Origin of the sequence: Janthinobacterium sp. RA13 (genome assembly GCF_000745325.1) — a bacterium.
Lineage (GTDB): Bacteria > Pseudomonadota > Gammaproteobacteria > Burkholderiales > Burkholderiaceae_D > Janthinobacterium > Janthinobacterium rivuli.
In genome coordinates this window covers 1,611,657-1,625,746 of record NZ_JQNP01000001.1, presented here as the reverse complement: position 1 = coordinate 1,625,746, position 14,090 = coordinate 1,611,657, and the positions used below count along the sequence as shown (strand labels likewise).

The window sequence follows — 14,090 nt, the reverse complement described above, 5'->3', positions numbered from 1 at the left end:
TACTCCCCCACGCAAGAATGATAAACAGTCCCGTCCCGGCCTATGTCTTTGGCCCGTTTCGCCTTTTGCCGCTGGAGCGCCTGCTGTTCGAGGGCGACCGCGCGCTGCGCCTGGGCAGCAGGGCCATGGACTTGCTGCTGGCCCTGCTGGAGCGCGCTGGCGACATCGTCGACAAGCATGAACTGGTGGCCATCGTCTGGCCCAATGCCGTGGTCGACGACGCGACCTTGCGCGTGCATCTGGCGGCGCTGCGCAAGGCGCTCGGTGATGGCCGCGACGGCCAGCGCTACATCACCACCATCCCCGGTCGCGGCTACGGCTTCCTGGCGCCGCTGGCGCACACGGGCCGTCCGGCATCCGGTGCGGCTGGCGCCGAGCCGCGCCACAATCTGCCCGTCATGCTGACGCGCATGCTGGGCCGCGCCGAGGTGCTGCAAACGATGGCCAACCAGCTGCTGCAATTGCGCCTGCTGTGCATTGCCGGTCCGGGCGGCATCGGCAAGACCACGCTGGCCGTCGGCCTGGCCACGCGCGTGCTGCGCCGCTATGCCGACGGCGTGTGTTTCGTCGACCTGTCGCCGCTGGACGAGGACCGCCTGGTGCCGCTGGCGCTGGCCACGGCGCTGGGCGTGGCGGTGCCGGCCGGCGACGCCATGCCAGTCCTGCTGGCCTATCTGCGCCCGCGCCACATGCTGCTCGTGCTCGATAACTGCGAACACGTGATCGGCGCGGCCGCCACGCTGGCCGACGCCTTGCTCAAGGGCGCGCCGTTGCTGCACCTGCTGGCCACCAGCCGCGAGCCGCTGCGCCTCAGCAGCGAACAGCTGCAGCGCCTGCCCGCGCTGGAATTGCCGCCGGCCGACGCCGTGTCCGATGCGGCGGCGCTCCGGCATTTCGCCGCGGTGCAGCTGTTTTGCGAACGCTGCGCGGCCGTCGACGATGCCTTCGTGCTGGCTGACGCCGACGTGCCCGTGGTGGTCGACATTTGCCGGCGCCTCGACGGCATCCCGCTGGCGCTGGAGCTGGCGGCCGGGCGCATCGGCCATTTCGGCCTGCACGAATTGCGCCGCCAGCTCGATGACCGCTTTCGCCTGCTCACGCGCGGCGCGCGCAACATGCCCTTGCGCCACCAGACCTTGCGCGCCACCCTGGACTGGAGCTATGGCCTGCTCGACGCGCAAGAGCGCCAGGTGCTGCAGGCGCTGAGTGTGTTCAAGAGCCGCTTCCGCCTCGAGTCGGCCAGCGCCGTGGCGGGCTGCGACGTGTTCGACACGCTGGCGGACCTGGCGGCCAAGTCCCTCGTCAGCATCGAGTTTTGCCGCCAGCATGTGTATTACCGGTTGCTCGACACCACGCGCGCGTATGCTGGCGCGCAGTTGTCGGCGGGCGGGGATGCGGGCGCCGTGCTGCTGCGCCATGCGCGCCATTGCCTGGGCCTGGCCGGGCGCATCGCCGCCGACTGGGCAAGCATGCCGCCGGCCCAATGGAGCGCGCGCTACGGCCGCCATGTCGACGACCTGCGCGCCGCCATCGACTGGGCCTTCGGCGAGGAGGGCGACGTGGCGCTGGGCGTGGCGCTGACCCTGGCCGCGCAAACCCTGTTCTATCAGCTGTCGCTGATGGATGAATACCGCGTGCGCGTCGAGCGGGCGCTCGAGCGCATGGCCGCGCATGCCGTGGACGACCCCGACAGCGAGATGCAGCTGCATGCCTCGCAGGCGCACCTGTTGCTGCATACGCAGGGCATCACCGGCACCATGCTGCGTTCGTTCCAGCGCGGCTATGCGCTGGCCATGCGCACGGACGATGGCAGCCGCCGTGCCGAAGCGATCTGCGGCATGTGGATCTGCAGCCTGAAGCTGGCCGACTTCCAGCGCGCCGACAGTTACGTCACCGAGCTGGCCATCCTGTGCGACACGCGCGATGACACGGCGATGCGCCTGGTGCTGGCGCGCATGCGTTCCGTGGGCGAGTATGTGCAGGGACGCTACGCGCAGTCGGCGGCGCTGGCGCGCATGGTGCTCGCGCATCCCGAGGGCGCCGCGCAGCTCGGCTTCAACAATGCCTTGCTGGCCGATCACCAGGTGTGCCTGCGCGGCACGCTGGCGCGCTGCCTGTGGATGCAGGGCCGCCCCGACGACGCACTGGCGCTGGCGCGCGAGGCGGTGACGGTGGGCTTCGAGCACAATGGCGTCACGCTGTGCGTGGCGCTGGCCATCAATGCCATTCCCGTCGCCCTGTGGTGCGGGCAGCGGGAACTGGCGCATGCGTGGATTTGCCTGCTGTGCGAGCACGCGGCCCGCTATGGCTTGCTGTACTGGAGCGCCTGGGGCGCTGCCTACCAGCGCCTGCTCGACGGGGGCGAGGCGCTGACACAGTTCCCCTGGCCGTCGGTGCGCAGCTGGCCGATACAGGTCGATCTGATGGCCACCCTGCACGACGCGGCCGCCGATAGCCAGGCGCTGCGGCGCGCGCGCATGGGCCTGGCGCCGTGGAGCGCGCCGGAAGTGCTGCGCCGCGACGCGCACCACCGCTGGCGCGCGCTGGCGCACGACGATGCGGCCGGCCTGGAAGCGGTGCGGGTGCAGCTGGAAGAAGCGCTGCAGCTGGCCAGGGGCCAGCAGGTGCCGGGCTGGGAGCTGCGCTGCGCCACCAGCCTGGCGGCCGTGCTGCAGGCGCAAGGCCGCGCCGTCGCCGCGCATGCCGTGCTGGCCCCTGTGCATGCCGGTTACCGTCAGGGACGCGAGACGACGGATGTGATGGCGGCGGCGGCTTTGCTGGCGCAGCTGGCTTGAGCGCTATTCGTAGGCGCCCAGGCGGCGCTGTTCCTCCGGCGTGAAACTGGCGTCGCGCAGCTGCTGCAGGGCTGCCGCATCCTGCGCGCCGCCGGGAAGGCTGGCCTGCTGTGCCTTGGCAGCCTGGTACGCGATGATGCGTTGCTGCCACTGCGATTCCTCGCGGTCCAGCTCCGCCAGGCGCGCCGCCGCCGCCGGCGTGAAGGTGCTGGCGCGCAGGCGGTAGACTTCATTCTCGCCGCCGCCCTGTGCCCGCAAGGCCTTGACGGAGGCGTCCAGCTGCGCCACCTGCAGCGGCGCGTCGCGCGCTGCGCGCTGGGCCGGCGACATTTTCTGGTCCAGCGCGGCCAGTTGCGCCTGTCGCTGCGCCTCGTCGAGCGAGCTGTCGCCGAGGATGGCCATGCGCGCCACGGCGTCGTCGTCATATGCGTCGCTGGCGCCGAACAGGCCCGCGCTTTCCTCGGGCGTAAAGTAATTGCCGCGCAAGGCCCTCATGGCTTGCAGGCGCGCGTGCGCCGCCAGGGCCGCATCGGCTTGCGCCGGCAAGGCCTGTTCCGCGCCGGCCAGCGCCTGCTTGTAGGCCAGGTAAGCGCCCAGCAGGCGTTTCGCTTCGCTGGCGGGCGCGGGCGCCAGGCGCTTGTCGAGTTCCGCCTCGATCTGGCTGCGGATGGCGGCCAGCGGCTTTTCGCCGAGGCCCGCCAGGTAGTAGTCGAACAGGTGGGCCAGTTCCGCGTCGACCACCAGCTTGTCGCCGGCGGCCACCGTCACGTTGCCGTCGGGCCGCGTGCCTTCCATCGAGCGCACGAACGCGAACAGGTCCGGTTCCGCCTTTTCCGGCGGCGGGGCGGGTGGTTCACCGGGGCGCAGCGCCAGGTACAGGGCCAGCGCCGCCAAGCTGCCGCCGATGATCCATTTCGCGTGCATGCGCTTCTCCTTACAGTCCCAGGCCTTGCAGGCGGTTCGCTTGCTGGCGGAAGACGGTGACGGGGCTGGTCTCGAACAGATTGACGATGCCGACGAACTGGTTGACTTCATCGAGGTGGTTCATGGCGTAGTCGTCGCGGATCACCTTGCCCAGGTGGCTGGAGCAGCTGCTGACCAGGCCATCGTTCTTGACGCCGCCGAAGGCCAGGCTGATGGCCGCCAGTGCCGGGTCGCCCACGTCGAGCACGTTCGTGTACGGCTGCGCGCCGCTCCACGAAAAATAGTGCACGCCTTGCACCTGGTAGGCGCCTTCGCCGCAGGCCGAGGTGGGCACGCCTTGCGGGTGGCGGCTATTGAACGCCAGCGAGCCGGCCGTGGACAGCGACGCCAGCGAGGCGCCCGCGTTTTGCGGCAAGCCCTTGTTGCCGGACAAAATGCCGATCAGCGAGGCCAGCGCATTGCCCAGCGCATTGCTGGTGTTGGGAATGGCGCCGCTGAGGATATCGGCCACCTTGGAGCCCTTGTTCACGCCGGCCACGCTGGTGACGGACGCCACCAGGTCGGGGCGCACGGAAGCGACATAGCGGGCCGTGGGGCCGCCGTGGCTATGGCCGATCAGATTGACCTTGGCCGCGCCCGTGGCGGCGAGGATTTGCCGCACCTGCGACAGCAGCTGCTCGCCGCGCACTTCCGTGCTGTTGGCGCCCGACACGGTGGTCACATACACTTGCGCGCCGCCGCTGCGCAGGGCGGCGGGGACGCCATAAAAATATTCGACGGGACCGAGCTTGTCGAAGCCGAACAGGCCGTGCACGAGCACGATCGGGTACTTGGTCTGCGTGTAGCCGGCGGCGCTGGCGCTGCCGGGCAGGATGGCGAGGGAAAACAGCAGGGTCGATAGCAGTTGCCAGAAGCGAGTCTTCATTTTGTCTCCGTTATGTATTTGTGACCGGCCAAATCACTCACCGGTTAATAGTGGAAATAAGTGGAAATGTCGAAGCTGTAGCGATTACCGCGTGCGGGCCTTACATTCTATTGATGTCTTAAATATAGCGAGCGCTCGGTTTTTGAAATGTAGCACTGCTGGATGGAAAAAGCATTTGAATTGCATGATGCAGCGCAATAACTGTGCGCATTCCTCGTTGCTTATACGCCCATTGCATAGTTGAAAAGTCAAATAGTTGTTTTCCTGAGCTATAATCGCCCCGAAATCCGCAGTCCCGCCGTCTTGCAGGGCCATTTTCCGGCGCTGTATTTACACCGCTCATAACCGTTACTTGGGAATGCACTTGTCGACCCATTTTAATTTTGAACAGTTTCAGCAGATGACGCCTTTGAATGGCGAAAATATCTGGGAATATATTCTTGACCGCCACGCGGGCCGTATCGGCGTCAAGCGCCGCAAGCCGGCACTGGAAAACCTTGAACGCATCTTCGTCGCCACCTTCCGCCTGGCCAATGACGTGGGCTTCCGCGCCATGAGCTTGCGCGATTTGTGCCGCGAGACGGGGCTGTCGATGGGCGGCCTGTATGGCTACATCACCAGCAAGGATCAACTGGCTGAAATGATCGAGGACGTGGTGCGCCACGCCACGCAAGCCTTGCCGCTGCTGTTTGTGGACGTGAAGTCGCCGCTGGACCGCCTGGAAGCGATGATACGCTCGTCGATCTACCTGTCCGAAGTGCTGCAGCCGTGGTTTTATTTTGTCTTCATGGATTCGCGCGTGCTGCAGGTGGAGCAGCGCAGCATGGCGAAAAATTCGGAACTGTATGTGCAGACCCTGATCGCCGCCACCATTGCCGAAATCGAAGCGAAGCCGCAGGGCGATCCCACCTTGCTGGCCGCACACTGCCTGGCCCTGTTCCAGGACTGGTACGTGAAACGCTGGAAGTACCGCGCCGCGAAGGTCAATGTCGATGATTTCGCCGACAGCGTCGTCAGTACGGTGCGCGGGTATTTGAGCATGGTCAAGGCGGCGTAAAAACGCCGCCAACGGCGGCTTGTCGGGTTACGCCGTTCCGGCTAACCCGACCTACGGGCTCATCAGTTCGTGGTTTCCACCGGCACCGTCTCCGGCACGGCAGCCGGATCCGTCGGCGTTTCCACATCCATATCCAGCGTCTTGACGCCATTCATGTCGATGAATTCGTCGTACAGCCACTCGCCGTCGACCTGGCTCAGGCCCGCCGGCACGGCGCGCGTGATTTGCGGGCGCGCCGACAGGGCCGTGCGCATGTAGTCGATCCAGATCGGCATGGCCAGCGAGGAGCCGAATTCGCGCCCGCCCAGGGATTTGGGTTCGTCATAGCCCATCCACGCCACCGCCACGATGCCGCCGCCATAGCCGGCGAACCAGCCGTCGACGGCGTCGCTGGTGGTGCCCGTCTTGCCGGCGATGTCGCCGCGTCCCAGTTTTTTCGTCGCCGCCGCGCCGGTGCCCGTGCGCGTGACTTCGCGCAGCATGCTGTCCATCACGAAGGCGTTGCGCGGGTCCAGCGCCAGGGTCTTGTCATCGTTCGGCGCGGGCGGCTTGGTCTGCATCAGCACCGTGCCCCTGGCGTCGACGATGCGGTCGATCAAATACGGTTCCACCTGGTGGCCGCCGTTGGCGAACAGGGCGTAGGCGCCCGCCATCTGCACGGGCGTGACGGAACCCGTGCCCAGCGCCATGGTGAGATTGCTGGGCTGGCGCTTTGGATCGAAGCCGAATTTTTCCATGAAGTCGTGCGTGTACGACACGCCTAGCGCGCGCAGGATGCGCACCGAGGCCACGTTCTTCGATTGCGCCAGCGCGTAGCGCATGGTGATGGGGCCGTCGAACTTGAAGTCGTCATTCTGCGGCGCCCACACCTTGCCGCCCGCCTGCATTTCCAGTGGCACGTCGTTGATCAGAGTGGCCGGCGAAAAGCCTTTTTCCAGCGCCGCCGAATATACGAACGGCTTCATGGCCGAACCGGGCTGGCGCCACGCCTGCGTGACGTGGTTGAATTTCTGCAGGTTGTAATCGAAACCGCCCACCATGGCGTGGTAGGCGCCCGTTTCCGCATCGAGCGACACAAAGGCGGCGGCCACCAGCGGCACTTGCGTGATGGCCCAGTTGCCCTTGCCATCCTGGCTGATGCGGATCACGGCGCCCGGGCGCAGCTTGATGCCGGCGCTGGCCTTGGCGGAGAGGGCAGGAGCGGCAAAGCGCAAGCCATCACCCGTGATGGCCTTGGCGTCGCCATCGCCCGTGTCGGCCACCACTTTGCCGCTGGCCACTTCCGTGACGACGGCGGCGATCAGGCCGTCGCTGTCCGGGCGTTTTTGCAGCGCCGCATCGATGGCGTCGTCGCGCTGCTCGGGATCGACCGGCATGTCGATGAAGGTTTCCGGGCCGCGGTAGCCGTGGCGCTGGTCATAGGCGATGACGTTGCGGCGCGTCGAGGCGTAGGCCGCGTCCTGGTCCGCTTTCAGGATCGTCGTGTAGACGCTGATGCCCTTGGTGTAGCTGTCTTCCTTGTACTGGGCATACACGGCCTGGCGCGCCAGTTCGGCCACGTATTCGGCATGCGTGTCGAAACCCTGCTTGCCGCGGGTATTGATATGCAGCGGCTGCGCCAGCGCCTGCTGGTACTGGCCTTCGCTGATGTAATCGAGTTCGCGCATGCGTTTCAAGACCAGTTGCTGGCGCGCGTGCGCCTTTTTCGGATTGCTGATCGGGTTATGGCGCGAGGGGTTTTGCGGCAAGCCGGCCAGCATGGCCATTTCCGCGATCGACAATTCGGACAGTGGCTTGCCGAAGTACGTCTGCGCCGCGCTGCCGAAACCGAACGAGCGCTGGCCCAGGTACATCTGGTTCATGTACAGCTCGAGAATCTGCTCTTTCGACAGGGCCGCCTCGATTTTCAGGGCCAGCATGATTTCATTGAGCTTGCGCGAGGCGACTTTTTCACGCGTCAGGAAGAAATTGCGCGCCACCTGCATGGTGATGGTGGAGCCGCCGCCGTGGCCGAAGCCGTGGCGCAGATTCGACAGCACGGCGCCGCCGGCGCGCACGAAGTCGATGCCGTGGTGCTCGTAGAAGCGGCCATCCTCGATGGCCAGCAAAGCTTTTTTCATCATTTCCGGCACTTGCGCTATCGGCACGAAGTCGCGGTGCTCTTCGCCGAATTCGCCGATCAGCACATTGTCGGCCGTGTAGACGCGCAGCGGTATCTTTGGCTGGTAGTCGGTGATGACGTCGAGTTCGGGCAGGCGCGGGCGCACGTACAGGAACAGATAAGCTGCCAGCAGCACGGCGGCGGCCAGCGCGGCGCAGCCGGCGATGATGATAGCGCGCACGGTGGCGCGGCGGGAAGGCCAGGGGAATCCGGTTCGTTTGGCAGTCAAGGCAGTCTCACGTGAGCGTGCAAGGCACGGTGGCAGCGATTATAGACCAATGCTGCGGCGCTTCCCGTGCGGGCGGGGCGCCGGGACCGGGAGCAAAAAACCTTTTCATCGAAACGCGGCTGTGCGATAGTCTCGGCTTCAAGAAAATAGCCCGGGCGTCAATCCGGGCTGTTTATTTTTAAAAATTAAGGAAATATCCATGGCAAAAGATGCAACACCGAGCGTCGTGAAGCCCTATATCCCGGCCGATGCGAAGCTGCCCGAGATGACCTTCCGCGCGCTGTTCATGGGCGTCATCCTGGGGATGGTCTTTGGCGCCTCCTCGCTGTACCTGGTGCTGAAAGTGGGCCTGACCGTCAGCGCCTCGATTCCCGTCGCGGTCATTGCGATTACCCTGTTCGGCCTGGCCAAGAAGGTGGGCGGCAAGGATTCGTCGATCCTGGAAAACAGCATCACGCAAACGGCCGGTTCGGCCGGCGAATCGCTGGCCTTCGGCCTGGGCGTGACCATGCCGGCCATTTTGATCCTCGGCTTCGACCTGGAAATCTCCAGGGTCATGCTGGTCGGTATCCTCGGCGGCCTGCTGGGCATCCTGATGATGATCCCCATGCGCCGCACCATGATCGTCGACCAGCACAAGGAACTCAAATTCCCCGAAGGCACGGCCTGCGCCGAAGTGCTCAAGGCGGCCGCCACGGAAGAATCGCGCATCGCCGCCGGTGAAAGCATCGAAAAGGATTCGGCTGCCGCGCTGGACGCCAAGCGCCGCGCGAAGATCATCTTCGGCGGTTTTGCCGTCGGCTTGCTGTATAAAGTCTTCAATATCTCGTTCAAGGGCTGGAGAGACACGCCGGGCGTGGAATTTGCCGCGCCGCTCAAGGGCGGCTCCATCGGCGCCGAGATTTCCCCTGAATTGCTGGGCGTGGGCTACATCATCGGCCCGCGCATCGCCGCCACCATGGCGGCCGGCGGCGTGCTGTCGTACCTGCTCTTGATCCCGATGATCAAGTTCTTCGGCGACAGCCTGACCACCGTGCTCTCGCCGGGCACCAAGTTGATCAGCGAAATGGGCGCCGACGACGTGCGCAGCGCCTACGTGCTGTATATCGGCGCGGGCGCCGTGGCCGCCGGCGGCCTGATTTCCCTGGTGCGCGCCATGCCCATGATCTGGCGCAGCCTGTCGGCCGGCCTGAAAGGCATCGGCAAGGGCGTCAAGAACACTTCCACCTTGCGCACGGACCAGGATATCCCCCTGAAATGGGTCATCATCGGCTGCCTGTCCATCATCGCCGTGATCACCTTCGCCACGCCGCTGCACATGAATTTCCTCGGCGCGCTGCTGATCCTCGTCTTCGGCTTTTTGTTCGCCACCGTGTCGTCGCGCCTGACGGGCGAAATCGGTTCGTCGTCGAACCCGATCTCCGGCATGGCCGTGGCCACCTTGCTGTTTACCTGCCTGATCTTCCTGATCATGGGCTGGACGGGCGGGCGTTACTATGTGACGGCCTTGTCGGTGGGCGCCATCGTGTGCATCGCCGCCAGCAATGCGGGCACCACCTCGCAGGATTTGAAAACCGGCTACCTGGTGGGCGCCACGCCGCGCCTGCAGCAGTACGCGATTCTGGCGGGCGCCTTGTCGTCGGCGCTGATCCTCGGACCGATTCTGCTGAAGCTGAACGAAGCGAGCACCGTCTATGTGCCAGCCGCGCAAGTGGCGCCTGGCCTGACGGTCGATGCGTCGAAGCTGACGGTGACGGGCGAGCTGCATGGCCCGCAAGCCGATACGGACCACAACACGTATAAAGTCTGGCAAAAGACGGACACCGTGGGCGGCCCGGCCGGCAAGTATTTCGTCAAGGAAGATGGCCAGCTGGCTTACCTGGTCGATCCGGGCATCAATGGCCATTACAGCAAGCGCCCCGATGGTTCGGAAGTGAAGAAATATGATGCGCCGAAGGCCGTGCTGATGTCCTACATCATCAAGGGCATCCTCGACCAGCAGCTGCCGTGGACCCTGGTGCTGTTCGGCGTGATGATCGCCGTGGTACTGGAGATGGCCGGCATCCCGTCGCTGGCGTTTTCGGTGGGCGTGTACCTGCCGCTGTCGTCCACCTTGCCGATTTTCGTCGGCGGCCTGGTACGCTGGCTGGCGGACCGCCGCAACAACAAACTGGAACACAACGCCAAGCTGAATGAAGAAGAGCGCCAGCTGGCGGGCGACCGCAGTTCGGGCGTGCTGCTCGCTTCCGGCTACATCGCCGGCGGCGCGCTGGCCGGCATCATCATCGCGATCACGGCCGGCGTGTTGACGCACTTCGACCAGATGATGGCCGACTGGGCCGAGCATGGCAATCCGTTCTACGCGGGCCTGCACTCGGATGCGCTGTCGCTGCTGCCGTATGCCGTCATCATCGTGCTGCTGTATATCGTCGCAAGAGAGAAGAAGGCGGATCGCCCGCAGGCTTGATGTCCTCGCTGATCCAATGAGAGCCGCCCGGTGTCATGACGAACCGGGCGGCTTTTTCATGCGCGCCCGATGGGCCGGGCCGCCAGCTGCGCCGCGCTCGCGTAGATCGTCACGTGTTCGGACGCCAGCTGGTGCAGGTGCGCATAAAACGCCTGCGCGGGAATGCACCACGACGCCGCATCGCCCACCTGGCCGTTGACGCGCAGGCCGGCGGCATCGAACTCGCGCGCAAAATAATCGCGCAAATCATCCCGGCTTGCATGGTCGATGCGGCGCTGGGCGACGGCTTGGTCGAACGGGCGCACGGGCACCTCCCAGCGCCGGCCGGCGTGGTCCAGGCAGGCCAGCAGCTTTGCATCGGCTTCCCAGACGGGCACGGGGAAGGCGTCGCCCATGGCGTCTTCCAGCGCGTGATAGAACGTCACGGGGCCCATGGAGATGCCCAGGCCCAGCACCTTGGCGTGCTCGCAGCCGATGAAGCGCTGCCAGGGCGAGCCCATGCCGAAGATCGAGGGCGCGCGGTGGTGCGCCTCGGTGAGAGCGACGGCATGGCGGCCCCACGCGGACACGGAGTGAGTCGGGTGGATGCTGCGGTGGATATTGCCGCTTGCCAGAAACGCTTCGGGCAGGCGCCCCATGTGCGTGCCATGGCGGCGCGGGTCGAACACATAGTCTTTCATTTCACAGGTGGCGCGCACGGTGCCGCCGGGCAGATAGTAGGTGGGCAGCAGCAAGGTGCCTTGCGGGCCGACGGCGTCTTGCAGGGCACTTATCACGGCCAGCGCGCCGCCTTCCACGTAGCCGAGGCTTTTCAGCGAGGAATGCACGAACAGCGTATCGCCTGGCGCCACGCCGAGCCGCGCCAGGCCGGACGCCAGCGTGGCGCGCGTCACGTGGGGCCTGCTCTGGCGCAGGTGCCGTACGCTGGCGGCGCGGCGCCACGCTTCCAGCGCGGCGTGGATGGCGCTTTTTGTCTTTTCAAGCATCGCCGATTTGCATTTCCAGCAGATTGGCATCGATGCAGAACTTGGCGGCCCAGTTCAGGTAGGCCCAGGTGCCGTAATCGCCATCGACGGGAAACGAGCCCTTGACGCCGCCGCGCGCGTGCGCGGGACCGTCGATGCTGATCGAACGCCGCACGTAACTATTCAGGCGGCGTCCCGCATCGAGGTAGCGCCCCTCGCCCGTGAGCTGGTACAGCAGGAACAGACAATGCGCGTTTTGCGCGGAGCCCGTGAGGCAGGCGTAGCTGGCTCCCGGCTGGAAGTCGGGACCGAGGCGGCCGGCCAGGTAGCCGTCGGCCGCCACAGCCCTGGCGATGCTCGTGCCGGTGCGCGCGGCCGCGTCCAGCAGGCCGGCGCGCGCGGAAAAGCGGTGCGCTTCGAGCAGGCCGCGCAAAGCGTAGCCGATGGTGTGGGTCAGGGGCAGCAGCGGGTTGTCGAGGCAGTTCGAGGCGAACCAGCCGTTGGGGCGCTGTTTGCTCAGCGCCCAGTCGACCTGGCGCAGGCCGGCCGCGCCATAGCCTTGGCCTGGCGCGATGCGGTCCGCTTCGAACAGGCCCCAGGCCACGTGCGTCTCATAAGCCTTGTCGCCGGCGCTGGCGAACGGCGTCGGATGGCGGCGCCAGCAGCCGTCGGCATCCTGGCTGTCGCGCAGCCAGCTTGCCGCGCGGTGCATGGCGTCCTGGTAGGCCGCGCCGTACGCTGCCACACCGGCGGCCAGGCCAAGCAGGATCTGGCCCGTGTTGAAGGTGACGGGCACGCGCGGGGTGGAGTCGATCTTCCCGCCCTGGAAACCGCCTTGCGGGAACTGGATGGCCACGCACCAATCGAGCATGCGGCGCGCGCGCCCGTGCAGGGCCTCATCTTCACCATGATCTCCCGTGCGCCGCGCCAGGGCGATGACGGTGGGGATGATGTAGCCGGTGGTCTCCGGGTAGGAACTCGACCAGCCCGTCAGCAAATTGTAGTCGCGCGCGACGCCGCCGTCGTTTGAGCTGGAATGATCCTGCGCCGCGCATAGCCAGGCCGTGCAGGCCTTGATGACGGCTTGCGGGCCGGGATCGAAGGCGGGCAGGCCGCGCCGGTCCGACAGCCGCTCCATGCGCGCCGCCGCCGGCAGGCCCGCCTGCGGCGCCAGTGTGTTGCGGATCTTCGTGAGCAAGGTGCGCATGGCATTCCATTTGGTGATTGGCTCAGGCCACTCTAGCGCCGGCAGCCGGCACGGCTATTGACTTGCCGCAAGGATTCGCTGCCGCCGGAATTGACGCATAATGGCTACTTCACCGTCGTCGACGAGGCCCGCCATGAACAATGTCACGCTTGAGTATTCGGTCGTCACCAATCCCGACTCCTTTGTCGGCTTCAAGTATTACGTCAAGGCGGGGCAGGCATTCGATGCCGACGATTTCGCCTATTCCTACAAGCTGAACCGATCGGACCTGGACCCGGACAGCGTGCTGGCCACCCGCGAGGCGGCGGCGAATCTGCAGCCGGGCGAGTGGCTGACGGTGTCACATTCGATTGCGGCGTAGCGCTATGGCTGTGCGTTTCCACTTTAACTTTACCGGCCCGCCAGGGATCTATGCATCTGACTCTTTCAGCATTTCCTGATATTTCCATTGTTCCAACCTTGCCTGAACACGCGCAAGCGCTGGCCACCCTGGTGGCGCAAAACCGCGAACACCTGCAAGCCTACCTGCCCGCCGTGGTGCAGCTGGACTCGTTCGGCGAGGCGCAGGCCTATCTGCAGACCGCTTGCGCGCGCGCGGCCAGCGGTGACGTCCTGGAGTGGCATGTTTTCTCCGCTACGGCCTTGTGCGGCAGCATCCGCCTGAAAGACATCGACGCAGCGGAGCGCAATGCCCGGATCGGTTATTACCTCGGAAGCCAGTTCCAGGGCCGGGGCATCGCCAGTGCCGCGGTGCGCGCCGTCCTCGCGCATGCGTTTGGCGCGCTGCAGTTGCACCGCATCGAATTACAGTGCGCGGCCGGCAATCACGCCAGCATGGCGCTGGCCGAGCGGCTGGGGTTTGCGCACGAGGGCGTGCTGCGGCAAGGGGAGCTGTTAAATGGCGTGTTTGTCGACCTGCACGTCTTTGGTTTGCTGCAGCCCGATTTTGTGCCGGAGGGTGTGGCCTTTAGCCAGGCATGAACCACGCCCGCAGTTCATCCTCGGCCCGCTGCGCCGTTGCCTGCGTCAAGGTCAGCACGATGATTTTTTCCTGTGCCGGGCGATGTCCATCGCCGTCGGCCAGTTCGATGGCTTGCTCGAAACTCGTGTAGTCGTGACCGAATTCATGCGGGCATTGCTGCACGATGCGCGCCGCCTTGCCGGCGTTCCTGTCCGCCAGGTTGATGATGGGATTGCCGTCATAAAACGGCTGGCCATTGGCAAACGCGGTGCGCAGATAGGGCGTGCACTGGCCCGCGAGGAAGGCCAGGCGTGCCTGCCAGTAGGCCTCTGCCGCCGCATACGTGGCATGGTCCTCGAGAAAATCGGTAAACAGGATGTCGCTCATGGTGTTCTTTCC

The 14,090-nt window shown here is 65.6% G+C and carries 11 protein-coding genes; 5 read left to right on the top strand and 6 right to left on the bottom strand.

Annotated elements, in window-relative coordinates:
• The first annotated feature begins 17 nt into the window (after positions 1–17).
• Positions 18–2,795 (top strand): ATP-binding protein, encoded by a 2,778-nt coding sequence (locus FG13_RS07005; protein ID WP_035819635.1) that lies wholly within the window; start codon positions 18–20, stop codon positions 2,793–2,795.
• Between the two features lie 3 nt (positions 2,796–2,798).
• Here FG13_RS07005 and FG13_RS07000 read toward each other — a convergent pair whose 3' ends face one another.
• Positions 2,799–3,719 carry a lipase secretion chaperone gene (locus tag FG13_RS07000; protein WP_035819633.1) on the bottom strand — a complete coding sequence of 307 codons (921 nt, stop codon included), beginning with the start codon at positions 3,717–3,719 and terminating at the stop codon, positions 2,799–2,801.
• 10 nt (positions 3,720–3,729) lie between these two features.
• On the bottom strand, positions 3,730–4,644 hold the full coding sequence (locus FG13_RS06995; protein WP_035819631.1) for a lipase family alpha/beta hydrolase: 915 nt from the start codon (positions 4,642–4,644) through the stop codon (positions 3,730–3,732).
• Positions 4,645–5,002: 358 nt separating this feature from the next.
• Here FG13_RS06995 and FG13_RS06990 point away from each other — a divergent pair, with 358 nt between their 5' ends.
• Positions 5,003–5,701, top strand: coding sequence for a TetR/AcrR family transcriptional regulator (locus FG13_RS06990; protein WP_035819629.1), 699 nt, complete (start codon positions 5,003–5,005; stop codon positions 5,699–5,701).
• 62 nt (positions 5,702–5,763) lie between these two features.
• Here the strand turns inward: FG13_RS06990 and FG13_RS06985 are convergent, their stop codons facing one another.
• Positions 5,764–8,091, bottom strand: a complete 2,328-nt coding sequence (locus tag FG13_RS06985) for a penicillin-binding protein 1A (protein WP_035819627.1) — start codon at positions 8,089–8,091, stop codon at positions 5,764–5,766.
• 199 nt (positions 8,092–8,290) lie between these two features.
• Between FG13_RS06985 and FG13_RS06980 the strand changes: the two genes are divergently transcribed.
• A complete protein-coding gene (locus FG13_RS06980; RefSeq protein WP_051958689.1) occupies positions 8,291–10,558 on the top strand; it encodes an OPT family oligopeptide transporter in 2,268 nt (755 codons plus the stop codon).
• 56 nt (positions 10,559–10,614) lie between these two features.
• Here the strand turns inward: FG13_RS06980 and FG13_RS28805 are convergent, their stop codons facing one another.
• Both FG13_RS28805 and FG13_RS06970 read right to left on the bottom strand, forming a co-directional pair.
• Complete coding sequence (locus tag FG13_RS28805) at positions 10,615–11,544, bottom strand: AAC(3) family N-acetyltransferase (protein WP_051958686.1); 930 nt, start codon at positions 11,542–11,544, stop codon at positions 10,615–10,617.
• The gene (locus FG13_RS06970) at positions 11,537–12,730 is read right to left on the bottom strand and encodes a hypothetical protein (RefSeq protein ID WP_051958684.1); all 1,194 of its coding nucleotides are present in this window, start codon (positions 12,728–12,730) and stop codon (positions 11,537–11,539) included. Before FG13_RS06970 ends, FG13_RS28805 begins: the two co-directional genes overlap by 8 nt.
• Positions 12,731–12,863: 133 nt before the next feature.
• Between FG13_RS06970 and FG13_RS06965 the strand changes: the two genes are divergently transcribed.
• Together FG13_RS06965 and FG13_RS06960 are read left to right on the top strand one after the other, a co-directional pair.
• Entirely contained in the window at positions 12,864–13,091 is a 228-nt protein-coding gene (locus tag FG13_RS06965) for a hypothetical protein (RefSeq protein WP_035819625.1), read from the top strand.
• 98 nt (positions 13,092–13,189) lie between these two features.
• Positions 13,190–13,711 carry a GNAT family N-acetyltransferase gene (locus tag FG13_RS06960; RefSeq protein WP_051958683.1) on the top strand — a complete coding sequence of 174 codons (522 nt, stop codon included), beginning with the start codon at positions 13,190–13,192 and terminating at the stop codon, positions 13,709–13,711.
• Here FG13_RS06960 and FG13_RS06955 read toward each other — a convergent pair.
• Positions 13,698–14,078, bottom strand: a complete 381-nt coding sequence (locus FG13_RS06955) for a hypothetical protein (RefSeq protein WP_035819623.1) — start codon at positions 14,076–14,078, stop codon at positions 13,698–13,700. The two genes, FG13_RS06960 and FG13_RS06955, sit on opposite strands and share 14 nt — an antisense overlap.
• Positions 14,079–14,090 lie beyond the last annotated feature (12 nt).